Source organism: Acinetobacter sp. FDAARGOS_724 (assembly GCF_013364475.1).
In the GTDB taxonomy this organism is placed as follows: domain Bacteria; phylum Pseudomonadota; class Gammaproteobacteria; order Pseudomonadales; family Moraxellaceae; genus Acinetobacter; species Acinetobacter variabilis.
The window spans coordinates 1576200-1599432 of sequence record NZ_CP054908.1; the positions used below are offsets into that span (position 1 = coordinate 1576200).

General features: G+C 40.2%; 21 protein-coding genes. 12 read left to right on the forward strand and 9 right to left on the reverse strand.

The window, feature by feature from the left end:
• Positions 1-36: 36 nt before the first annotated feature.
• Positions 37-666 carry a 1-acyl-sn-glycerol-3-phosphate acyltransferase gene (locus FOC32_RS08745; protein ID WP_175967002.1) on the reverse strand — a complete coding sequence of 210 codons (630 nt, stop codon included), beginning with the start codon at positions 664-666 and terminating at the stop codon, positions 37-39.
• Between the two features lie 126 nt (positions 667-792).
• Here FOC32_RS08745 and FOC32_RS08750 point away from each other — a divergent pair.
• The 5 genes from FOC32_RS08750 (at position 793) to FOC32_RS08770 (ending at position 6329) form a co-directional block, all read left to right on the forward strand.
• A protein-coding gene (locus tag FOC32_RS08750) for an IS5 family transposase (protein WP_416378060.1) occupies positions 793-1544 on the forward strand; the annotation gives its coding sequence in 2 pieces (ribosomal slippage) (positions 793-1027 and positions 1027-1544; 753 coding nt in all).
• 98 nt (positions 1545-1642) lie between these two features.
• A complete protein-coding gene (locus FOC32_RS08755; protein ID WP_175967006.1) occupies positions 1643-2884 on the forward strand; it encodes an MFS transporter in 1242 nt (413 codons plus the stop codon).
• 136 nt (positions 2885-3020) lie between these two features.
• A complete protein-coding gene (locus FOC32_RS08760; RefSeq protein ID WP_175967008.1) occupies positions 3021-4178 on the forward strand; it encodes a porin in 1158 nt (385 codons plus the stop codon).
• A 95-nt stretch (positions 4179-4273) separates the two neighbouring features.
• A protein-coding gene (locus tag FOC32_RS08765; protein ID WP_104426777.1) for an IS3 family transposase occupies positions 4274-5496 on the forward strand; the annotation gives its coding sequence in 2 pieces (ribosomal slippage) (positions 4274-4610 and positions 4610-5496; 1224 coding nt in all).
• Between the two features lie 131 nt (positions 5497-5627).
• A complete protein-coding gene (locus tag FOC32_RS08770; protein WP_175967010.1) occupies positions 5628-6329 on the forward strand; it encodes an HAD family hydrolase in 702 nt (233 codons plus the stop codon).
• Here the strand turns inward: FOC32_RS08770 and FOC32_RS08775 are convergent.
• Positions 6326-7003 (reverse strand): DUF421 domain-containing protein, encoded by a 678-nt coding sequence (locus FOC32_RS08775; RefSeq protein WP_034170417.1) that lies wholly within the window; start codon positions 7001-7003, stop codon positions 6326-6328. The two genes, FOC32_RS08770 and FOC32_RS08775, sit on opposite strands and share 4 nt — an antisense overlap.
• 478 nt (positions 7004-7481) lie before the next feature.
• Here FOC32_RS08775 and FOC32_RS08780 point away from each other — a divergent pair, with 478 nt between their 5' ends.
• The 3 genes from FOC32_RS08780 to FOC32_RS08790 all read left to right on the forward strand — a co-directional run bounded on the left by FOC32_RS08780 (position 7482) and on the right by FOC32_RS08790 (position 9902).
• The gene (locus FOC32_RS08780) at positions 7482-8168 is read left to right on the forward strand and encodes a carbonic anhydrase (protein ID WP_175968179.1); all 687 of its coding nucleotides are present in this window, start codon (positions 7482-7484) and stop codon (positions 8166-8168) included.
• 143 nt (positions 8169-8311) lie between these two features.
• Positions 8312-9355 carry a molecular chaperone DnaJ gene (locus tag FOC32_RS08785; protein ID WP_175968181.1) on the forward strand — a complete coding sequence of 348 codons (1044 nt, stop codon included), beginning with the start codon at positions 8312-8314 and terminating at the stop codon, positions 9353-9355.
• 172 nt (positions 9356-9527) lie between these two features.
• Positions 9528-9902, forward strand: coding sequence for an endonuclease domain-containing protein (locus FOC32_RS08790; RefSeq protein ID WP_175967012.1), 375 nt, complete (start codon positions 9528-9530; stop codon positions 9900-9902).
• 92 nt (positions 9903-9994) lie between these two features.
• Here the strand turns inward: FOC32_RS08790 and FOC32_RS08795 are convergent, their stop codons facing one another.
• The 3 genes from FOC32_RS08795 to FOC32_RS08805 form a co-directional block, all read right to left on the reverse strand.
• Positions 9995-10723, reverse strand: coding sequence for an HNH endonuclease (locus tag FOC32_RS08795; RefSeq protein ID WP_175967014.1), 729 nt, complete (start codon positions 10721-10723; stop codon positions 9995-9997).
• Entirely contained in the window at positions 10716-12134 is a 1419-nt protein-coding gene (locus FOC32_RS08800) for an AAA family ATPase (protein ID WP_175967016.1), read from the reverse strand. The genes FOC32_RS08795 and FOC32_RS08800 overlap by 8 nt, the downstream gene beginning before the upstream one ends.
• Positions 12135-12204: 70 nt before the next feature.
• Positions 12205-15099, reverse strand: a complete 2895-nt coding sequence (locus FOC32_RS08805; protein ID WP_175967018.1) for a valine--tRNA ligase — start codon at positions 15097-15099, stop codon at positions 12205-12207.
• Between the two features lie 174 nt (positions 15100-15273).
• On the opposite strand from FOC32_RS08805, the gene FOC32_RS08810 reads away from it, so the two are divergent.
• The 3 genes from FOC32_RS08810 (at position 15274) to FOC32_RS08820 (ending at position 18316) form a co-directional block, all read left to right on the forward strand.
• The gene (locus FOC32_RS08810) at positions 15274-15969 is read left to right on the forward strand and encodes a hypothetical protein (protein WP_175967020.1); all 696 of its coding nucleotides are present in this window, start codon (positions 15274-15276) and stop codon (positions 15967-15969) included.
• Positions 15969-16775: an SDR family oxidoreductase gene (locus tag FOC32_RS08815; protein ID WP_175967022.1), complete on the forward strand. Its 807-nt coding sequence runs from the start codon at positions 15969-15971 to the stop codon at positions 16773-16775. The genes FOC32_RS08810 and FOC32_RS08815 overlap by 1 nt, the downstream gene beginning before the upstream one ends.
• A 266-nt stretch (positions 16776-17041) precedes the next feature.
• Complete coding sequence (locus tag FOC32_RS08820; RefSeq protein ID WP_175967024.1) at positions 17042-18316, forward strand: glutaminase; 1275 nt, start codon at positions 17042-17044, stop codon at positions 18314-18316.
• Positions 18317-18436: 120 nt separating this feature from the next.
• Here the strand turns inward: FOC32_RS08820 and dhaK are convergent, their stop codons facing one another.
• Entirely contained in the window at positions 18437-20167 is a 1731-nt protein-coding gene (gene dhaK / locus FOC32_RS08825; protein ID WP_175967026.1) for a dihydroxyacetone kinase subunit DhaK, read from the reverse strand.
• Positions 20168-20422: 255 nt separating this feature from the next.
• Here dhaK and FOC32_RS08830 point away from each other — a divergent pair, with 255 nt between their 5' ends.
• Positions 20423-20797, forward strand: a complete 375-nt coding sequence (locus tag FOC32_RS08830) for an endonuclease domain-containing protein (RefSeq protein ID WP_175967028.1) — start codon at positions 20423-20425, stop codon at positions 20795-20797.
• A gap of 93 nt (positions 20798-20890) precedes the next feature.
• Here the strand turns inward: FOC32_RS08830 and FOC32_RS08835 are convergent, their stop codons facing one another.
• The 3 genes from FOC32_RS08835 to FOC32_RS08845 form a co-directional block, all read right to left on the reverse strand.
• Positions 20891-21340 carry a hypothetical protein gene (locus tag FOC32_RS08835; RefSeq protein WP_175967030.1) on the reverse strand — a complete coding sequence of 150 codons (450 nt, stop codon included), beginning with the start codon at positions 21338-21340 and terminating at the stop codon, positions 20891-20893.
• 49 nt (positions 21341-21389) lie between these two features.
• A protein-coding gene (locus FOC32_RS08840) for an IS5-like element ISAba27 family transposase (protein WP_076611894.1) occupies positions 21390-22212 on the reverse strand; the annotation gives its coding sequence in 2 pieces (ribosomal slippage) (positions 21390-21830 and positions 21832-22212; 822 coding nt in all).
• 5 nt (positions 22213-22217) lie between these two features.
• Positions 22218-23081, reverse strand: a complete 864-nt coding sequence (locus FOC32_RS08845; RefSeq protein WP_175967031.1) for a hypothetical protein — start codon at positions 23079-23081, stop codon at positions 22218-22220.
• Between the last annotated feature and the right edge of the window lie 152 nt (positions 23082-23233).

Consider the following 23233-nt stretch of genomic DNA (forward strand, 5'->3'; position numbering starts at 1 on the left):
AATTCAGGCTATCACATCAAAAAAAGCCAGTTTTGCCTAGTCTTTTTTCAAAAGCTTTTGTAACGGCTTGGCGACCCAATCCGGATTTTTAGCCGAAAATTTACCTTCATAATGCTTATAGATCTGTTCCAGATCATATTCATAATCACCTGTCAGGTGATATACACCGAGGATATGAATGGTCTTGATGTCATAGTCAAAGGAAAACATCACAATCGGTAAATTGGCTGCCTTGGCAATATGATAAAAACCGCTGCGGATTTTTTCTGGCGCCTTGCGAGAACCTTCCGGTGCCATACCTACCCAGATCCGGTCTGTCTTATTAATCACATCAACAATTTGTCGGGTGTGACCTTGCGGTGTATCGCGTACTACAGGAACTACACCGATCCATTCCAGAATGGGTTTAAGTGGAGTACGAAACAGGCTGTCTTTACCAAAAATCGTAATCTGAATACCCAGACCAAGCAGGGCATTAAAGCCTAACCAGGCATCGATATTTGAGGTATGCGGGGAAATAATTGCCACTGCTTTAGGCAGGTTAGGGAATTCGCCTTTAAGCTGCCAGCCCTGAGCCAAAAATAGCTGTTTAAATAGGGTCTGGCTCAATTTACCTCCGCGACAGGGAACCAATGGAGGGAGTTTGGGAAAGCGTGTTTTACTCATCGATGTCTCATCCTGAAACGTATTTTTCTTTATTTTTGATCATACTAGGGCGTATCCTCATTTGAAGAATTGGTTTTAAATACTTAAAATCCTCCTTTAAGCTCTTTTCATTTCTATATTTTTTCAATGGCACGTACTCTTCTCACCGATGATATTTGGCAGCAAATTCAAGATACTATGCGATTACACGGTTGTTACTGTTCAAAAAATAGTAGAAATATCATGGAAGCCATCTTATGGAAACTACGTACGGGTGCGACATGGCGTGATATTCCTCAAGAACTTTGCCCTTGGCAAACTGCTTACAATCGCTTTAATCGCTGGGCAAGTAAGGGATTATGGGATAAATTTTTTTTAGATTACGAGGCATTCTGGATCAGGAATGGGTATTCATTGATGGAAGCTACATACGCGTGCATCAACATGCAAGTGGAGCTCGGCATGGTTTCGAAAGAGCAATTGGACAATCACGCGGTGGACCAACAACAAAAATACATCTTGCAACCGACGCGAATGGATTACCGATTGATTTTAAAATCACTGGGGGTGACGTCCACGACAGTCAAGTTGCAAAACAACTGATTGATATTGTAGGCGAGGCAACTTATCTCATTGCTGACAAGGGGTATGATGCTGAGCACATTAGAATATGTGCCAAGAATAAGAATATGACTCCCATTATTCCATTGAGATCAAACAGTAAGAGATCGAATAAGGAATTTGATAAATATCTATATAAATTAAGACATTTAGTTGAAAATGCTTTTGCGAGATTAAAACATTTCCGTGCTATTGCAACTCGATTTGATAAACTAGCACGCAATTATAAATCTATGATCCGTATAGCCTGCATATTTATTTGGTGCAAAGCCAAATGAGGACACGTCCTAGACTGTTGTAAAATCTGGATCATTGGCAAAATGTATAGCGATGATGGATGCTTTTAGCATTTTTACCTTAAGGACCTGCGCTGAATATGCGGAATACTTATATTTTATTGTTTTCCCTATATTGGGCACAGGGGCTTCCGGTCGGGTTTATGACCCATGCCTTGCCGGTCATTCTGCGAGCTGAAGGCGTATCTCTGGCACATATTGGTGGCTTTGGCCTGCTCATGCTGCCATGGTCGATAAAAATCTTCTGGGCACCTTTAGTTGATCGACATGGATCAAAATCTCGAGGTCATTATCGAAGCTGGATTATTCCTTTGCAATGGCTTTCCGTCTCTGTACTGATTGGACTGTCCTTCTTGCCGATCCAAGCCTTAAACCAGCCGCTGTACCTGCTGATCTTTTTTATCACGTTGTTAGTGATGAATGGGATCGGTGCTACTCAGGATATTGCCACGGATGGACTGGCAGTCAATATTTTAAAAAATGAACAGCAACACTGGGGTAATACCTTTCAGGTGATTGGTTCCCGCTTGGGCTTTATTGTTGGAGGCGGGGCAGTCCTGTGGTTACTCGACTTTTTGCATTGGCAGATGACCTTTTTACTGCTGGCAGTTCTGGTCTTTCTGAATACTTTACCGGTGTTATGGTTTAAAGAACCAGATCATCAAAAGATGATTTCTTCATCACCTGAGAAATTACCTGCTCGGACTAGAATTAAAGCTTATTTTCAATATTTTTTAGCTGATTCTACCTTGGCGACATGGCTGCTGGTTTTACTAACCTTTAAAGTGGCGGATGGTCTGTCTGGGCCATTATTAAAACCTTTGATGGTCGATTTGGGACTGAGTTTTGGTCAGATTGGTATTTATGTCACCATGCTCGGCGCTTTTGCAGCGTTGATTGGCGCAGGGCTAGCAGGCTGGTGTTTGAAATACTGGTCGCGCAGTTGGAGTTTAATGATTTTCTCTATTCTGAAAATACTCAGTCTAATCGCTTATGCTTGGCTGGCTGCACGATATGAAGCCCAGAACAAAGTAGAAAACTGGATCATTTATCTTATCAATGCTGCTGAAGATATGGTATCGGCCATGCTCTTAGTGGTTATGCTGACCTTGGTGATGCAATACAGTCGCAAGCATCTGGCAGGGACGGATTTCACCTTTCAGGTCGCCTTGATGGCTACTGTAAGCGGGGGACTTTATAGCCTGAGCGGGCTACTAGGGGATGCTTTAGGTTACCAAAACTATCTAAATTTGATCGTAATTATCGCGATTTTTTGCCTGATTCCTATTTTCCGATGGATGAAAGTAGCGAAAAATATTTAAAATCTCTTATGAATAAGTAAGTTAATTGACTCTCCACCTAAAGTATTAAAAAGAATATATAAATATTTTTTTAATAATTTTGTAATATAGGCGTCGTGTGTATTATTTGTAACAAAATAAGTTAAAGGATTTTTTAATGAAAACTAAGTTAGCAACAGCAATCGCACTCAGCCTTTTAGCGGGGACTACATTTGCAGCACCAACTTTCTATGGTGAAATCGATCTTTCTCTAGATCATGTACAAGCAGATAATAAAAATGGCGTAGAAGATCGTCATATTACTGACCTGAACTCTAATAACTCATTCTTGGGTTTAAAAGGGGACGAAAAATTAACTGATCGTTTAAGCGCGTTATACCAAGCTGAATTCACATTCTATAGTGATGAAGGTTCAAACAGCAGCAATGACGTATTCGTACCGCGTAATATTCTCATTGGTTTAAAAGATGAGAAATTAGGTGCGTTAAAAGTCGGTAAGATTGATACGCCTGTAAAACAGCTTTCTGCTGTAGTTGATACTTTCAACAACTATGTAGCAAACAATGCTGACGTACACGGCATCATGGCGGGTGAAAACCGTATTGATAATACGCTTGTTTACGAAACCCCAGCATTTAAAGTAGGTGAAGGTAAACTTGAAGGTAAACTGCAGCTTGCAACTGGTGAAGGTAACGACACTATTAACTCGACTAAAGGTGGTTATACTGTCGCTGGTCGTGGTTTAGGTGATTCTTGGTCTTCTTCATTAGTATATAGCGATAAAACATTTGTCGCAGGTCTAGGCTATGACAAAGCGATTCCTTCTCGTTTCTTAGGTCGTGGTTTCCTAAATGCCGACAATACAGCTCCTCGTTTAGGCCAAGATGTTACAGCAAGCCGTAATGTTGTTGCAGAAGCAAATACAGTTCGTGCAATTGGTCGTGTCAACTTAGAGAATGGTCTATCACTTCGTGCATTGTATCAAACTTCTGATATTGAAAATGCTTCTGCTAGTCCAGCAGCAAACCAAGCCGCAGCAGCAACTATCGACGATGCGCAAGCATGGTTAATTGGTGCAGAATATAACCTGCCAAATGCTAAAAAATGGACAGTAAAAGGCCAATATAGCTATAGCGATGTGACTTTCAACAATGCAAGTTCAGACTTTGAAGCTAAGCAATTTCTTGCTGGCGTGGACTACGCTTTATCTAAACAAGTTAAAGTGTACGGTACAGCAGGCTACCTGACTATTGAACAAGGTTCTGATGAAGACAACCAGTTACTTGTTGGTACAGGCTTCGAATACAAGTTCTAATTTTAGAGCAAAAAAAGCGGTGCTTCGGCATCGCTTTTTTTATGCCTGAAACTGTCCCGTCCTGAAATAAGTTTACACCTTAAGAGACTTATTTTATGGAACATGCACAAGAACAACGAGTTAAACGCACACAACGTGATTATAGCTTCGCCTTTAAAATGATGGTTGTACATGAAGTAGAAAAAGGGCAAATTACTTATAAACAAGCTCAGGCAAAATATGGTATTCAAGGAAGATCAACTGTGCTGGTATGGTTACGCAAGCACGGACAACAGGACTGGACTTCGAATATGCCGACTTCTTCTAAACGCCAATTAACCCCCCAACAACGAATCCGCCAATTAGAAAAGCAGTTAGCCGCAGAAAAGCTTAAAACTGAATTTATTCAGGATGTGATTTATCACATTGATAAAGAATGTGGGACTGATCTTGGAAAAAAGTATACCGAGCACGTTTCAAAGATTGGCAAAGCCAAAGAAGACTAAGCGTTTCACGTTATTGTCAGTGGTTGGGAATCACCCGACAAGCTTATTATCAAGCAGAAAAACGTGCTCAAATGGCTGCACAAGCAACTGAACAAATACTTGAGTTGGTTATGGAATATCGTTGTCTCATGCCAAGTATCGGAACACGTAAGCTGTATTGGCTTATTAAAGGCAAATTGTTGCAGCGTGGTTTAAAGTGTGGACGGGATCAGTTATTTAAAATATTGAAAGAGCATAATTTATTGATTCGCCCCAAGCGTCGCTATACAAAAACTACGGATAGCAAGCATTGGATGAAGAAGCATCCAAATTTATTAAAGGATTATTCAGCAGTGCAAGCCAACGAAGTCTTTGTTAGTGATATTACTTATGTTGAGAGTGCTGAAGGCGTACATTATTTATCCTTAGTGACAGATGCTTATACCCGTCAGATTAAAGGTTATAAGTTATCGAATGATATGCGTGCGGAGAATGTTGTGCAGGCTCTACATATGGCGATGCAGCATGTGACGGATCGAGCGACAAGGATGATTCATCATTCAGACAGAGGCTCTCAGTATTGCTCTGAACTATATCAATCGGCATTACGCCATTATGGGGTATGTCCTTCTATGACAGATGGAGGAGACTGTTACCAGAATGCATTAGCAGAGCGGATTAATGGAATATTAAAGCAGGAGTTTTTAATTACACGATGTCAAACCATGAAAGAGTTAGATCACTTAATTGCGGAATCTATCATGATTTATAATTGCTATAGACCACATTTAAGTTTAAATATGAACACCCCGAATCAGACGTATGAGCAAACTAAAACCGAGCTAATTGCTTAACTCGGTTTGAAGTAGAATACTGTCAATCTATTTCAGGACAAGACAAACAACAAAACTTAGCAATTTTAGGTCTAATCCTGAAAGTTCCCAGCTGTTACCATGACAGAAAACCTTCTATTCCTTTTTAAATTATGACCATTCAAGCTGTTCTATTCGATCTCGACAATACCTTGACGCACCGTGACCTGACGACACAGGCCTATAGCCGTTATCTGGCAGAATATTATGCTTCGGCACTAGCACAGGTTGAACTTGAGAAAATTATTGAGATTGTGCGACGCATAGACAATGGCGGTTATCCGAAAAAGGAATTGCTGACTCATGGCAGTATTGGCGCTTCAGCTGCATATGCATTGTTGCAGGAATTATCTTGGTTAACTCCACCAGATCTAGAGGAGCTAGCGCAGTTCTGGTTTAGCCAGTTTGGACGTTTCGCCGTAGAGATGCCGCAAGCAGGACAAGTATTAAAACAGCTTAAGACTGAAGGTTATCGCTTGGCCATTGTATCCAATGGCGGACATGAGACCCGATTAAATACCATTCGCGGTTTAGGTATTGCAGATTATTTCGATGAGATTATCAGTTCAGGATTGGTCGGCTTTAATAAACCGCAACCGGAAATTTTCCAGATTACCGCAGAGCGTTTAGGCGTGCAGCCAGAGAAGTGTCTATATATTGGCGATCATCCTGTTAATGATATTCAAGGCGCAACAGCCGCAGGTATGCATGCTTTATGGATGCAAGGTTTTCATCCGGATGCTACGCATATTCAATACAAGATTCAGCAACTACCAGAAATCTTTGATCATTTGCAGCGACTTAAGCAGCTCTAAGTAATCCGGTGGCTATTCATGGCTTTTGCCCATTGGTGAGAGTGACAGCGCGGACACGTCTGTGCTGCTTCTTCTAAATGCTGGACTTGACCGCAATAAATACAGGCATAAAGCTCTTCTGGCTTGACTTCTTTGACTATGCAGCAGGATTTAGGGAAAAGCGGGAGCCCATGCCGAACATCATCTGGATGGAAATATAGAATACTGAATTTACCGTCTGTTTCCAGTAAACCTAAGCGCACCTGACCCAAATGTTCAATGCCTTGCTGACGCATCTCAGCAAAGAATTCATCATGAGACATTTTGCCTTTTTTAATTTCATCAATGACCAGTAAACCATCTTCCACAATATGAATCGGTTTGCCTTCGAGCAGGTCTTCAAACCATTGAAATTTCATCATGAGCCAGGTGGTCAGACGATACAGGAAAATGATCACCGACATGATCAGCGCCGCCTGGATCAGGGGAAGATCTTCTGTAAACATCGGATCGCCGGCAATGGAACCCAAGGCAAGAATGATGGTGACTTCAAAGATCGAAAGTTGTCGTACCCCACGTTTACCTGTCAGCCGTAGAAACAGGATAATCATCGCGTACATCACTACACAGCGCAGCAAAATCTCTGTGGCAAATTCCCAGGTCGTATCATTTATAAATATGGTGGCCCAGTCCATTGTTATTATTCCAGATCACTCTTTGTTCCGAGTCTAGCAATCTCGACTGTTAGTTTGCTGCTGTAATTGTGTAAGTTTTTGAATAAAAATAAATTATGTTTTTTAAATGTGATCGCTATAAGTAAAAGATATAGCGATTTTGAGAAAATAAGATAGATATTTCATGTAAATATTGATTGATTATTCAATAGATTAAATTTGAACCAGTTCACATTTTACTCTGTGTGACTTTTAATCAGCATAAATAATATCCTGCTGAAATATATCAAGATAAAATCTGAGCAATTTCCTTGGAATAATGAGAACTATTTAATGATTTGTAATCAAATAACTTGATACTTATAAATTTCTGTATGTTGTGCCCTGAAAAATATAGCGATTAGATCAAGCTAAAAATCTGTTTTTTAAATTAAAAAAATTGATTTTGACTTCCAAGAAAGGATGTATTGTGAAAAAGATATTCACGCTTTTAACGGTTATGGGCTTAAGTACAGCAGTATTTGCAGATGCAGACTGGAACTATACTCAGCCTGAACAATGGTCGACTCTAAACCAGAAATATTCAGCCTGTAATGGACTGAACCAGTCACCGATCAATATTGAGCGAACAGTCAAAGCTGAATTGGAACCGCTCAAGTTTAGCTATAACACCATGATTCACGCGATTGAAAATAAGGGTCATACCGTTCAAGTAGACTTTGCTCAAGGCGGAGAATTGCAGCTGGATGGTGAAACTTTTGTGCTGAAACAGTTTCATCTGCATAGCCCAAGTGAGAACCTGATTAAGGGCAAGAGCTATCCTCTAGAGATTCATTTTGTCCATGCCAATACTCAAGGGGAACTTGCTGTAGTGGCGATGATGTTTGAGCAGGGTACAGAAAATCCGATGCTTCAACGTATGTGGAACCGCTTGCCGAAAAAGCAAGGTGAAAAAGTCGTCTTAAAGACTCCGCAACCTGTAAATGAGATGTTGCCTAAGAATCTGGATTATTATCGCTTTAGTGGTTCGCTGACCACACCACCATGTTCCGAAGGTGTGCGCTGGTTAATTCTGAAAGAAATCCAGCAGGCCTCTGCGACACAGATTTCAGAATTTTCCAAGTTAATGGGACATCCAAATAACCGCCCAGTGCAGTCCTTAAATGGCCGTGTTGTACTGGAATAATAAAGAGCCGCGTGAAAAAAGCAGACTTAGTTCTGCTTTTTTTAATTCTGATACAAATTTCAATAGCCTAAGGTGAAAAGAACTTTGTGGCGAAAGCTGAAAGAATTAATATAGATAAGATTTCCTTGGGTCTTTCTGCTGCCATGCTCTTTGACTTAAAAACCATGATCCAACCATTCACAGCGCTTTCGCCACAGCAGAAGAAGCTGGATCGTTTGATTGATAAAATCGAACAGCAGAAGTTGGAGTTAAAAAAATGGCAACAGGCTGAAGAAGACCTACAGCAATATACGCATAAAACTTTCATGCCGGTCTATCATGAATTGCATGGTGTTCTGTTTGAGCAGCTTGAACAGCTCTGGACGCATTTACAGGAAACAGATTTCACCAAGGCCGAGTTGATAGTGCTGGATGAGAAGATTCAATACCTGGCAGATTATCTGCAAGATTCTCAGGCAATGTCAGCGCAAGAAACCAATAAGGTCAATGAAATCTTCACTTATTATCAGCAGCGTGCTGAACATGCTCAATTCAGAAAAAGCCAAAAAAAGACCAATGAGCTGGAAAGGTTTTTTAAGAATGAAAATGTCCTAGATCCGGCAGATGCTGAGAGATTTGAAGAATGGGCTTCTGATCATTTTCAGCAAGTCCGCGAGCAGGCCAAACTAAAACGCCGGCAGGAAAAGCAGGAACAGGTAGCTGCGATGGCAGAGCAGTCAGTGAAATCTGTATATTTAAAGATTGCTGCCGCGATTCATCCAGATCGTGAAGCGAATGATGTAAAAAAGATTAAAAAGACAGAATTGTTGCAACGTGCCAATGAGGCCTATGCAGAACAGGATTTGTTTGCCTTACTAAAAATGCAGCTTCAGATTGAGCAAGATCGAGATCCTTCGCAAAAGAGTTTAAGTGCAGAGCAACTCAAGTTTTATCAACTGGCTTTGGATGCGCAGAGCCAGAAGTTACAAGAGCAGATCGATACATTGATCAATCGACTGGTCTGGTCATCGAAAACCAGAATTGCAGTAAAAAAAGCAAAGGGAAAAGTTCAAATTGCTGATCTGTATAAGCAGATTGATGAAGATACTTCTACTATAAAGCAGCAGATTAAAGTAGAAAAAGAACGCCTGATGTATATTAAAAAGGTAAGTGGATTAGAGATGTTTTTAAGACATGGGATGCTTTAACTTAATTAGAATTACCTCTCCCTAACCCTTTCCTAGGAGGAGAGGGAACTTCATTGCGTATCAAATGATATATGGAGTTCTGATGGATTCACCCTCTCCCTTTGGGAGAAGGTCGGGGTGAGGGCATTTAAAATTTCTGTTATCCTCAATAAAATAATAAAAACAAAATCTCATGAACAAAAAGCTCGATCCTCAACTACTCATTTTCGCCAAATCCATGCGCCACACCGCCACCGATGCAGAACACCTCATGTGGCAACTGCTTCGTGCCAAACGTTTTATGAATCTGAAATTCCGTCGTCAGCAGGTCATTGAACCGTATATTGTAGATTTTTACTGTCATGAAATTGGCTTGGTCATTGAGTTGGATGGTGGTCAGCATAATACGGAAGATGGTCGGACTTATGATGTCGAACGCACTCAATTTTTAGAGGCTTTGGGTTTAACAGTGGTTCGATATTGGAATTCTGATGTGTTGGGAAGGACGGATGTGGTGTTGGAAGATTTGTGGCGGGTGCGTACTAAATTAAAGCAGACCTCTCCCTAGCCCTCACTTGCGCCTCATTTTAAAGCAGTGCTTTAAAACTTGCTCAGGAGAGGGAACATCCGTTGCGAAATCTATGCAGATATTAAATCAAATCACACTCCCTCTCCCTCTGGGAGAGGGCTGGGGTGAGGGTTAGCCGACTGTAGAATTTCAATTTTATCAATATCTTCTAGAGCATTACGCCATTTAGAATCCTTTTCTATATGACCGCGTAGAATTGCAGAAAATGGATAATGCGATTTTAAACGGTGTCGAATTTTTCTAGCTTGATCGATTTTTTCTTCATCAAGCCAATTATCTAGATTCTTAAAGAATTCACGTCTTAAATCTAAAAACTCACTGTGGACATCAATGATTTTATCTCTCAAATCTTCTTTACTGACTTCTTGAATACCACTATTTGCATTATTGAAACACTTAGCTATCAGCTCTTTAGAAGTTTCAGCTTTAGTGTGATATGAATGACCGTCAGGACAAGCATTGATTACCTCAATATCTTCATCTGGCATTCTGTAATAAGCCTTAATCCATTCTTCAACTAGATGATCTCCGTTACAACAATCCAGCATATCATCGTAGTATTTATTTTTGATTGAATTGCATCTTGAACATGCGTAATAGAGATTGTTCCAATCAAGCTTAAGTGTTTCATCATCTAAATGTGGAATGAAATGTTCAACATTTAGGTTTGGGAAATGCTTCTGTTCACAGATATAGCATTTACTATGGAAATCTTTCTTTAATTGCTTAACAACCACGGGATCTTTGTAGTCCTTCGTAGTCCAATCCGTTGGTCTCGCAGATTTGGATACTTTAAACATCTAAACCCTCCAGTTGATTGTTATCTGCTAGAAGATTGATTCCTTGTAAATATAGGTTTTTTAATTTTTTATCTAAGAGTTTATTTTTTTCTAGTTCACTTAAATTTTTGATAATTGATCTTATATTTTCATAATTTCTTGGATTCTCATTTAAGAGGTCTTTTAGTGTTTTAATTGAATCCATTGTGTCTGCACTTATAGGATTTACGTGGAATAATCCTTTAATCACAGATTCATAAGAATATTGACTCAAATCTTCTTCAAAGAACTCACCTGTTGAGAGGTCGTAGACTACAGTATCGTTATTCGTTGAGGTGATAACAAATGGAGAGTGTGTACTTACAATGAACTGGATTTCAGGAAAAGATTGGCTTAAAAATGGTAAAATCTTCTTCTGAAGCGAAATATGTAAGTGAGCATCTATTTCGTCGATGAGCACGACCCCATTTAATTCATTCGGTAGAATATTTAGTAATCGAGATCTCATTAATAGGTCACTATAAATATCAAATATGGCAGTAAATCCTGACGAAAGTGATTGGAATGTAAACTCTCGATAAGATTGTATTAAGCTGAATTTTCTCAATTTATAATCAAACTTTAATTGAGTTGTTGAATCCTCAAATAAAAACTTCAGATCTTCATCAAATTTTTTAAACCATAAATCTATTTGATCGGCATGATTAGTATCTTGCTCTTCTGATAAGGCGAGCGATTTTTCAATTTTGATATTTAATAAATACTGTTCAAGAAACTGTCCTAACTTTGAAGAATATTCATGTTTTGCTGTATTAATATATTGATTTAAGTCAATTGTATTTGTGGATGCAGTAATTTGTGACTGTCTATGGGCTGGGAAGAAATTAAACGTTACTTTTGATGCTTGAATATTTTCGCTCAAGTTACCAATGCCAGTTACGACCAAATCAATATTTTCATGAGAATTCATGTAGCCTAATTGATTAAAATAATGATCAATCTCATGTATCTGTGAATGTCTGTATTTGAAGTTCTCATCATTTGATAAATTTTGATGTTGGATGATTATATCTTTTAACTCTGTCGCAATTTCTACAAATTTTCTATTTTCAATAATGTTGTAATAATCTGTTTTAACTAATAAATGTTCTAAGTTTGTCAAATACTGTTGGTATATATTGTTAGACGGTAAGTTTGAAGTCTCTGACTTTATTATATTAATAATTTGTTTCTTACATGAATAATGCTGTTGAGGAAAATGAGGAATTTCATGAACTAACTTGTTTAGAACTACACTATTTAATTGATTTAAAAATCTAGTTTTACCAACTCCATTTTTACCAGTGAGAATTAAGTTGCGTCCTTTTAGGTCGATATTTATATCCCGATTAAGGAAGTCTAATTTTGCACTGATTTTTTGAATATATTTCATAATTGTTGAAATCAATAAAGGGCTGAATAATCAGCCCTTTATACACAAATTAGATCAAACTAACAACACATTAAAGCGCCGCAATTTGCTCCATATTCGCTTTAATCTTCGCTAACTGATCCGCAAACTCAGCAAGTTTCACTTTCTCGCCTTCAACCACAGCAGCAGGGGCTTTTGCCACAAAACCTTCATTGCTAAGTTTAGTGGCAATTTGGTCATGCTGCTTTTGAACCTTGTCTAAGTCTTTTTGTAGGCGCCCCAATTCCGCTTTCGGGTCAATTAAACCCTTCATTGGAACAAATACAGACACATGGCCGACTACAGAAGAAGAAGACAATGGTGGTTGTTCACCATCCGCCAAGAAGGTAATGCTCTCAACTTTCGCCAATGCTTTAAACAACGGCTCAATACGAGAAATTTGTGCTTTTTCTGCTTCAGTGGTGTTCTGTAAAAGTACAGGTAATAAGCGTGCATTACCTAGACCCATTTCACCACGAATATTACGCACCGCACCAATCAAACCTTGTAGCCATTGCATATCTGCTTCGGCTTGTTCGTTAATTTTGGCCTCATCTGCAACAGGGTAGTTTGCCAACATAATGGTTTCACCACCCAAGCCAATCATTGGTGCAAGGGTCTGCCAAATTTCTTCCGTCAAGTACGGCATGATTGGGTGAGCAAGACGTAAAGAAGCTTCCATCACCGCAAGCAATACACGACGAACTTCAGCTTTACGCTCTTCAGATACGTTTTCATCATTCAGAACCGGTTTGGTCAGCTCGACATACCAGTCACAGTATTCATTCCAGATAAATTCGTAGATCGCTTGAGCAGCAAGATCAAGACGGTAAGTCGCGAATGCTTGCTGAATCGCTTGTTCTGCTTTTTGCAGACGGCTTACGATCCATTGTTCAGGCAATTCCCACAGATCAGGACGTGCAGTTTGACCAACGGTTTGACCTTCCACGTTCATCATCACGAAACGTGTACCGTTCCAGATTTTGTTGGCGAAGTTACGGTAACCTTCAACACGTTTCATGTCGAACTTGATGTCACGGCCAGTGTTGGCAAGTGCACAGAATGTGAAACGAACCGCGTCAGTACCATAAGCCTGAATACCTTCAGGGAATTCTTTACGGGTAGATTTCTCAATCTTCGCAGCCTGTTTTGGATTCATCAGACCGAAAGTACGTTTTTGTACCAAGGTTTCCAGATCAACACCATCAATCAGGTCTAATGGGTCAAGTACGTTACCCTTAGATTTAGACATCTTCTGACCTTCGCCATCACGTACCAGACCGTGTACATACACAGTTTTGAATGGTACTTGTGGTGTGCCATCTTCATTCTTCATGAAGTGCATGGTCATCATGATCATCCGGGCAACCCAGAAGAAGATGATGTCAAAACCAGTGACCAATACATCAGTCGGGTGGAAAGTATTCAAGAAATAGTTGTCTTTGTCTTTCGCTTCGTCGCCAGTCCAACCTAAAGTTGAGAATGTCCACAAACCAGAAGAGAACCAGGTATCCAGTACATCTTCGTCCTGTTTCAATTCAACTTCAGGTGCAATACCGTGTTTCGCACGAACTTCTTCTTTGTTACGACCGACAAATACATTGCCTTCAGCATCGTACCAGGCCGGAATACGGTGACCCCACCACAATTGACGCGAGATACACCAGTCCTGAATGTTGTTCATCCATGCCATGTACATGTTACTGTACTGCTCAGGAACGAACTTGATACGGCCATCTTTAACCGCTTCAATCGCAGGTTCAGCCAGTGGAGCAATTTTTACATACCATTGGTCTGTCAATAATGGCTCAACGATCACGCCTGAACGGTCACCGCGCGGTGGTTTCAGGGTGTATGGTTGGATCTGATCTAACCAGCCTTCAGCTTCCGCTTGCTCAACCAGTTTTTTACGTGCTTCAAAACGTTCTAAACCGATATAGTCTACAGGCGCAGGGATAGTTTTAGAAATCTGCTCACCGGCTTTTTCGATATATTCAAACTCAGCCAGAACTTCGGCATTTTTGTTGAAGATGTTGATCAGTGCCAGACCACAGCGTTTACCCACTTCATAGTCATTGAAGTCGTGCGCAGGCGTAATTTTCACACAGCCTGTACCGAATTCTTTTTCAACATATTCGTCAGCAACGATGGCAACTGTACGGCCAGTAATTGGCAATACAATATTTTTGCCGACAAGATGTGCATAACGCTCATCTTCAGGGTTGACCGCAACCGCAGTATCACCGAGTAATGTTTCTGGACGAGTGGTGGCAACGACAATATGGTCTTTGCCATCTTGAGTGCGAAGCGATTTATCTTCAAAGAAATATTTGAAGTGCCACAATGAGCTTTGTTCTTCTTTATCAGATTCTACCTCAAGGTCGGACAGGGCAGTTTGCAATTTAGGATCCCAGTTCACCAGACGTTTACCGCGGTAAATCAGGCCTTCTTCATGCAGTTTCACGAACACTTCTTTAACGGCATTGGATAAACCTTCATCCATGGTAAAGCGTTCACGTGACCAGTCTACTGAAGATCCCAGACGACGGATTTGACGGGTGATATTACCGCCAGACTGTTCTTTCCATTCCCAAACTTTTTCGATGAACTTTTCACGGCCCAGATCATGACGGCTTACGCCTTGAGCACCTAACTGACGCTCAACAACCATCTGGGTTGCAATACCCGCATGGTCAGTACCTGGCTGCCATAAGGTATTTTTGCCTGACATACGATTATAACGAGTCAAGGCATCCATGATGGCATTGTTAAAACCATGACCCATGTGCAAGCTACCAGTGACGTTTGGCGGCGGAATCATGATACAGAATGATTCACCTTTTTGAGACGGCTTGAAGTAACCGCGCTCTTCCCAGGTTTGGTACCATTTTTTCTCGATCTCGGTCGGATCGTAGGTCGTAGCAATATTTTGCGCTGAATCAGTCATAGTCTAAACAGATCAAAAGTGGATAAAAAATTGCATCTATTGTAGCAAAAAAATCAAGCCATGCGGCAGCTTAACCAAAAGCAAACTTTCGCCAATTGGCAGCTGCCTGAACTCAACGTATGATAGATTGATAAAACGCGACTCATCGCAGACGATTAAAAAAAGGATAACAAGATGAGCTATAGCATTTCTCTCAAGATTCACCCCGATACCCATCAACGCTTTAAAGACCTGCACTCCCGATTTAATGCTGGCGAACAGGAAAGTCTGGCTAAACTGCTCGGTGAAAATCTGGCCGATATTGCCTGTGAAATTATTGACCAGATTTTTGGTCGTGTGGTGCAACTCTCTAGCTCCCCAGATCAGGAATCTGAAAAAGTCATTCAACAGATTTTAGAAACGACTCGCAAATATATGCCGTGGTCGGTTTCGTTTTTTGGTAATGACCGGCTAATTCCCATGGTGAACTATCTGTACAAGATGACCCATGAAAATGAGGATGGATATTTTGTTCGTTATCCGGTAGAACGCATGCTGATCACGGAACTGTTAGGCTGTGTAGAGCAAATGAAAGGTGGCAATAATCAGTATGTCTCACCGGCATTGAAAGCTTTTATTCAGGTGGTGGATCAGGGCGTGATGCATCTGGTGCGTGAACCGAAAAAGATGCTCAAATTTAATGTGGTGGTGGATAAAAAATTGAATGGTGTGATTCGCCTGACCACACAACTGGGTTATAAACGTTTTGATAAACTTGGTAGCCTCTATGATGCGGATACCATGAGTTATTATTTTGAGCAGTTGCTGGCATTTCTGGAAGATGAAATGCCGCCAGGCACATATTCATATAAAGAGGGTGACAGGATTTAATGGCAAAACTAGAAAATTTACAGGGAAAAGTCGTCTGGATTACCGGAGCATCTTCAGGAATTGGTAAGGCACTGGCCGAAGAATGTGCTGCACAAGGTGCGCAGATAGTATTGACCGCACGACGTTTGGAAGAACTGGAAAAAGTCCGTGCAGGACTGGTGAAACCTGATCAACACATCTCAATCGTAGCCGATATTACTGATGAAAATCAGGTACGCACGGCTTATGAACAGGTGCTGAGTGAGAAAGGCCGCATTGATTGGCTAATCAATAATGCTGGACTCAGTCAGCGTGCCCTGATTCAGGAAACCACCATGCAGACTGAACGCGCCATTATGGAAGTTGATTATTTCTCTCAGGTGTTTTTGACCAAAACGGTTTTACCGACGTTTTTAAAACAGAAATCTGGTCGGATTGCCTTTATTTCCAGTGTGGCCGGTCTACTTGGAACTCAATATCGGGCGTCTTATTCAGCAGCCAAAGGCGCGATTCATATGTGGGCCAACAGCCTGCGCGCTGAAATGGCAGATCAGGGTATTCAGGTATCCGTGATTTTCCCGGGCTTTATTAAAACCAATGTATCTTTTAACGCCTTAAATGGGGAAGGTAAACCTCAGGCCAAGCAGGATGAAGCAATTGAAAACGGTCTGGAACCGGCTGATTTTGCCCGTCAGACTGTAGAAGCATTGAAACGTGGCGAAGAATATATCGTGGTGGGTGGCTCTAAAGAAAAACTAGGTGTTTTAGTTTCACGTCTATCGCCAAAAGTGTTGTATAAGATGATTCGCAAAACTAAGGTGAAATAATCTGCTTGAAAGATCAAGCTGGTTGTCATCGGTTACAGGTTTATTGCTTGATAGAAATAGACCTGTAATCTGAAAATAATGTGCTCATCTTTATGATTTATCTATTTTAAGATTCCTTATTTAGTCTAGTTAAGTCTTCTATTTTTTCTATCTCTTTTGCCCATATCCCATTTTCACAACACAAAACTGCATAAAAGTAGCAAAACCGCCTTCAGTATTCAGTTTTAATAAAAATGATATAAAATATTGAGATGGGAGCATTTGCCATGAAAACGCCGGTACCGGATTACTTGAACCATGTGCTTTCTGCTTGCCATGATAATAAAAAAGGCGCACTGGCAGATTACATTCCTGAACTCGCGTCGGTTAATCCTGACAAGCTCGGACTTGCGTTATCGACCGTAGATGGAACCATCTATTCTGCTGGAGATGATGACGTTGAATTTACCATGCAGTCGCTTTCCAAGCCTTTTGCTTATGCGCTAGCCATTAAAGAAATTGGACTGGCAAAGGTACTTGAAAAAGTCGGCGTAGAACCGTCAGGTGAGGCTTTCAATCAGATTTCGTTGGAAAAAGAACGCAATATTCCTAAAAACCCTATGATTAATTCTGGTGCGATTACCACACATTCTTTGATTCCTGCCAAGAAAACGGTATCACGTGCTGAACAGTTACGCCGTTTTCTTAGTGGACTGGCAGGACGGGAATTGTCTTTTGATGAGCAAGTTTATAATTCGGAAATTAAAACAGCTTTTCGTAACATGTCGATTGGTTACATGCTGCGTACTGTTGGTGTGCTGGATGAAGATCCTAAAGAAATCGTGCATGGCTATATCAAGCAATGCGCCATTAAAGTCACCGTCAAAGATCTGGCCGTGATCACCAGTATCTTGGCTAATGGTGGTGTGCATCCCAAGACAGGAAAACGTATGCTGGATCGGGCTTTAGTCCGGCAATTACTCAGTGTCATGCTGACCTGCGGTATGTACGATGCTGCAGGTGACTGGCTGACGACAGTTGGTATTCCAGCCAAGAGCGGCGTGGCAGGGGGCATTATTGGAGTGCTGCCAGGGCAAGTGGGAATTGCGGTATTTTCCCCAAAAATTGATGAGCATGGTAATAGTGTACGTGGTGTGAAAATTTTTGAAAATCTGTCGCACGATATGGGACTGCATCTCATGGAAGGTACGCCGTCAGCACAGACCATTTTGCAAAGTCGTTACACAGTGGGGAAAAAGAATAACGTCGTGGTTTATGAACTGCGTGGCGTATTGCAGTTTACCGAGTCTGAAATGCTGCTACGGATCTTGCAGGATGAACCTGAAGGTAAAAGTACCATTATTCTCGATTTGACCAATCTCACTTTGATACATGATGTGGGTGCCCGAATGCTATTTGAAGGTGTCGAGCGTTTAAAACAGGATGGACATAAAGTGCTGGTTGTAGACTCAGAAGGTTTGCTGGATAAAGATCAATTAAAGGGTAGAAAAAGGGTGGTGGTGACGGAGGAGTTGGAGAAGTTTTTGGAGAGATTTAAATAAAGGAATGGAATTCCCCTAAATCCCCCTTTTACAAAGGGGGGACTCCATATGGATCAAATAACAATATTAAATTCGCGTGGTTCCTCTCTTTTCTAAAGGGAGGTTAGGAGGGATTTTTAATTATTTAATATGCTCAGCAATATCAGTAAAGATCACACCTAAACCATGCGCACCAGCATCCGGATAACCCAGGCTACGATCACCCACCGTACCGGCACGGCCCATACGCGCTACGATCTCTTTGGTGGATTCTGCACCTTGAACTGCCGCTTGAGCACCTAGAACAAAGTTTTCTTTAAAAGTCTTGTCAGTATTGGCAGACCAAGAATCTGCACATGGAGCCAGAGCATCAATCAGGGTTTTGTCACCAACCACAGCACCACGACCAAATGAACGCTCACCAGTCACTTGAATACCTTTGACCGCAGCTTGCAGCATCTCGGCAAAATCCGCCACGCTTAGAGTTTGTTTACCTTGAATGGCTTTACTTGCTGAACGGAAGGCAGATCCCCAGATTGGACCTGAAGCGCCACCACAATGTTCCATGATGATCATGGAGCAGTTCAGCAGGAAATCATCCATCTGTTCAGCCTGAACCAGTTCATGCCACTGGCGTTTGAGTTGTTTAAAGCCTTTAGCCACACTCATACCAAAGTCACCGTCACCTGCATGGGCATCCAGTTCACAGAAAGGCACTTCATTTTTAATGATGCAGACACTCATCACATCCACAACATAGCGCATGTTCTCGATAGTGAACTGTTCATTGGCAATCACAGCATGTTCAGGATGTGTTTCAACATCTGTATTCACTGTACGGGTAGCCGTTTGACCTTTGGCTGCAAACTCAAATGGCAGTACAGGTGAACCATCCATTTTAAAAGCAGGCGTATTGGCTTCTGCATCCAGATAAGTTTTTAGTTCATCATCCACAGCTAGTAGGGAAACTGATGCACCGGCCATGTCGATACTGGTCATGTAGTTGCCGACAAAGGTACGGTAAATTTTGATGCCTTTACTTGCCAGATGTTCACATACATCGTTATTGAACACATACAATTCTTGCAGTGGAGTCGTGCCAAAGCCATTTACCAGAACAGCCACTTCAGTTAGGTCAGGACGATCCAGAAATAGGTCATCGACAATACGTTGCGCCAGTTCTTTAGACGGCAGGATTTTTTCACGACGGATCCCCGGTTCACCGTGGATACCCACGCCGTATTCCATTTCATCTTCAGCTAAAATGAACGTTGGTGTGCCTTTGGCTGGAACGGTACAAGAGGTAAAGGCAAAACCAAGGCTAATCACATTATTCGCAGCTTTTTGTGCCAGTTCTTTAACACGTGCTAGTTCATACCCTTTAGAGGCAGCAGCACCGGCAATCTTATGCACGAAGATTGTACCGGCAACACCACGACGACCGACAGTGTATAAGCTGTCTTTTACTGCGATGTCATCAGCGACTTTTACGTAATCAACTTTGATGCCATCTTCAGTCGCTAAGGCAGCACCATTCTGGAAGTTCATCATATCGCCAGAATAGTTTTTAATAATCATCAACACGCCTTTGTCAGTCGCCACTTGCTGCAAGGCTTTATAAACCTGAATTTGTGAAGGTGAGGCGAACACGTCCCCACATACAGCAGCATCCAGCATGCCTTGACCGACAAAGCCTGCATGCGCTGGTTCGTGACCGCTACCACCACCACTGATCAGGGCGACATTTTGGTGTTTTTCTTCTCGAGAAATGATTTTATAAGATTCATTAAATGCCAGTTCTGGATGTGCCAGGACAAAGCCTTTGCACATTTCGACAACGATGTTTTCAGCACCGTTCATGAGTTTCTTCATTGGAACACCAAGAGTCATTGATTTGGGAGATAAATTTATTGGTCTATTATTCATGAAAGTGATGAATTTTGCAGACTTAAAAGTGTAAAAACGGGTGGATTTGGGTTGGGTGGTTAGAAAAGGGGCGCATATTTGATAAATTAAATCCCTCCCAACCCCCTTTGAAAAAGGGAGGAGCTGTCACGTAATTTATTTACATGGCGTCTCCCTCTTTGGAACAGAGGGATTAAGGGAGATTCTAAAAAGAGAATAAAAATGAAACCCTATAATAAAAACCTAAAACAAGCCTCGCGTGACTTACGCAACAACCTGACCGATGCTGAAAAGCTGCTATGGTCAAAACTTCGAGGTAAGCAAATATTAGGTTTGCAGTTTTATAGACAGAAGCCAATTTTAAATTACATTGTGGACTTCTACTGTCCTGCTGCCAATTTGGTGATTGAGTGTGATGGTAGTCAGCACTTTACAGATGAAGGTTTGGAAGCAGATCGGATGAGGGATGATGCTCTGGCTCAACTTGGATTGAAGGTGTTTAGGTTTGATAATGGGCAATTGGTGGAGCAATTGGATAGTGTGGTGGAAGTGATTTATCAGTATTGTTTGAATCAGTTAGCTACTGAATCCCCCTAAATCCCCCTTTTACAAAGGGGGACTTGCCATGAATTTGATCGCGGTTTTGGATTCGTGTGGTTCCTCCCTTTTTAAAGCGAGGTTAGGAGGGGGTTAAGCAAGCTTTTCAATTGGCTGAACACAATTATCATTTTCTGTTTCTGTTTCTGTTTCTGTTTCTGTTTCTGTTTCTGTTTCTGTTTCTGTTTCTGTTTCGATACTTTCTATATAGGAGGGTTGTTTACCGAAAATTTCAATAAATGCTTCTGTAAAATATTCAGTCTCACGAAAATTTCTAAAACATGGCCATTCTAAAAAAGATACTTCAGATATTTCTTCAGATTTACCTGCTTTAATCATATATTTTTTTGCTAATTCGAAATCTTCATTAAGTACAGCTACGCAAAGTTGATATGATGTATTGCAGGCAGACCAATCCTCTGTATCAAGAATTTTTGTGTAATTTTTTCCACTAAACTTATAAGAAATAGCTCTATTGATAACAAAAACTAATCTTTGACTTTCTGAACTCCATTTTTTTAAAACACAACATGCGAAATCCAATAATATTGATGCTAATTCATATTCTTCATTAGACCTCTTGCGAAAGTCGTTATTGCAAGTTCATCCGATTTACCAGTGCAGCGATTAAGTTAATGCGTAAACCGAATCTTTTCCGTCTATTTCGATAGCGTTCACTTAATATTCTAAATGTTTTCAATTGACTATTAATATGTTCGATCACAACTCGTATTTTTCCAATCATTTTATTGTACTTTTTCTCAACATCAAATAAGGGTAAATTCTTCTTTTTCTTTATTGGCATCAATAATTTAAAGCCATCTTGCTCTAATCCGTAGTACCCTAAATCGGTCATAACATATTTACAATGTTTGAATTTTTTAACCGTTCTTCTTGCCAATTTAATGTCATGCTGACTGCCATTCGATATATCTAGCCCTATGATTTGTTTGCTGTTCGGATGATAGATCACTTGTGCTTTTAGCGTATGTTTCTTCTTTTTACCACTGTAGAACTTACTCTGATTTTTTTTTCGGACGTTCTATTGAACATTCTGTCGCATCAATAATGACCCAGTTAAACTGTTCGTCTGCTGTGGTAATGCTTCGTTTTGGCAGAGTAAACCGTCTTGATTTCATCAATGCATCTTCAACCTTTTTAATGGTTCGATTCACATTACTTTCAGCGATATGGTAATTTGCAGCCAACTCCAATTGAGTGCTGTAATTCCGTAAGTAATTGAGTGTTAATAATAATTGATCCTCTATAGCTAAAGTATGAGGACGCCCAGATTTCTTTTTAAGTGATTCTACTTCTTTTAAAACTTCGATCATTTCACTAAAAACTGGTCGAGGTACACCAACCAAGCGCTGGAATTCAGAATCTGAAAAACGATTTAATTTCTGATATCTCATGAAATTTAGATTGAGGTGGTTTTTACTTTCGCAAGAGGTCTATTAATTAAAAGTTCATAAGTGATATCACCTAGACTATTGTCAGCACTTTCAATATCCTTAGGAAATAATTTTCTCCATAATACTTGGGTCAATTTTACAGGAATTTCAAATAGGGTTTGATAAACAGAATCGATATATTTTTTATCTGCGTCAAGCTTAGTATCAATTTTAATATTTGAATCTAGAGGATAATTTACTTTATTGCAGTTTTTTAGATATTGTTCCGAAACAATTCCATTACAGTGAACAAACAGGTTTCTACGTTCTGTTAATTCTATAAAGCTAGGCCAAGAATTTAATCCATTTGTTAATTGTAAATTATATTTATTTTGCATCCATTCGAATTGTTTTGAATGGCTATCGCGCAACAAATTTTCGACCTCTTGACTGATAATTTTGTTACGAGCTTCTTCGATGCTATTAAGGGATTGCAGTTCTTCAAAAGTTATGGTTTTTTGCTCTGTTTTAAGTAATTCAGGTTTATGCTTAAGAATATAGTTATTTAATTGACCTAAAAATGCATCATATTCAGAAACAAAAGTTACCAAAAATGATTTGGGTAAGATTTCTAAAGCTAGTTGAGCCCTCTTTCTTTCAGTGCTTAATCTATGTATAAGGCGAGCATGTTTATAATTAATCTCAAAAGCATGGCTTCCATCTTCTTCTGTGATACGTGTTCCAAATTCTTCAATTTTTTCATTAAAATTTTTGTTTGAATTATCAAAATTTTGAAATGCAGAATGCATTTGAAATGGGATGATTTTGTTTAATGCAACAATTTTATGAAGATATTCATCAATGATTTTATGTAAATCAATTTTGTCCATAATTTTAATTCTTGAATGAATTTTGATCTAATTGTGTTTGATAGTAAGAAAATTAATCAGAAAAATCAAAAAATATTAAGTGATTTTTTAACTTCCCTTTAAAAAGGGAGGAGCTGTTATGTAATTAAATTAATACGTGAAAGTCCCCCTTT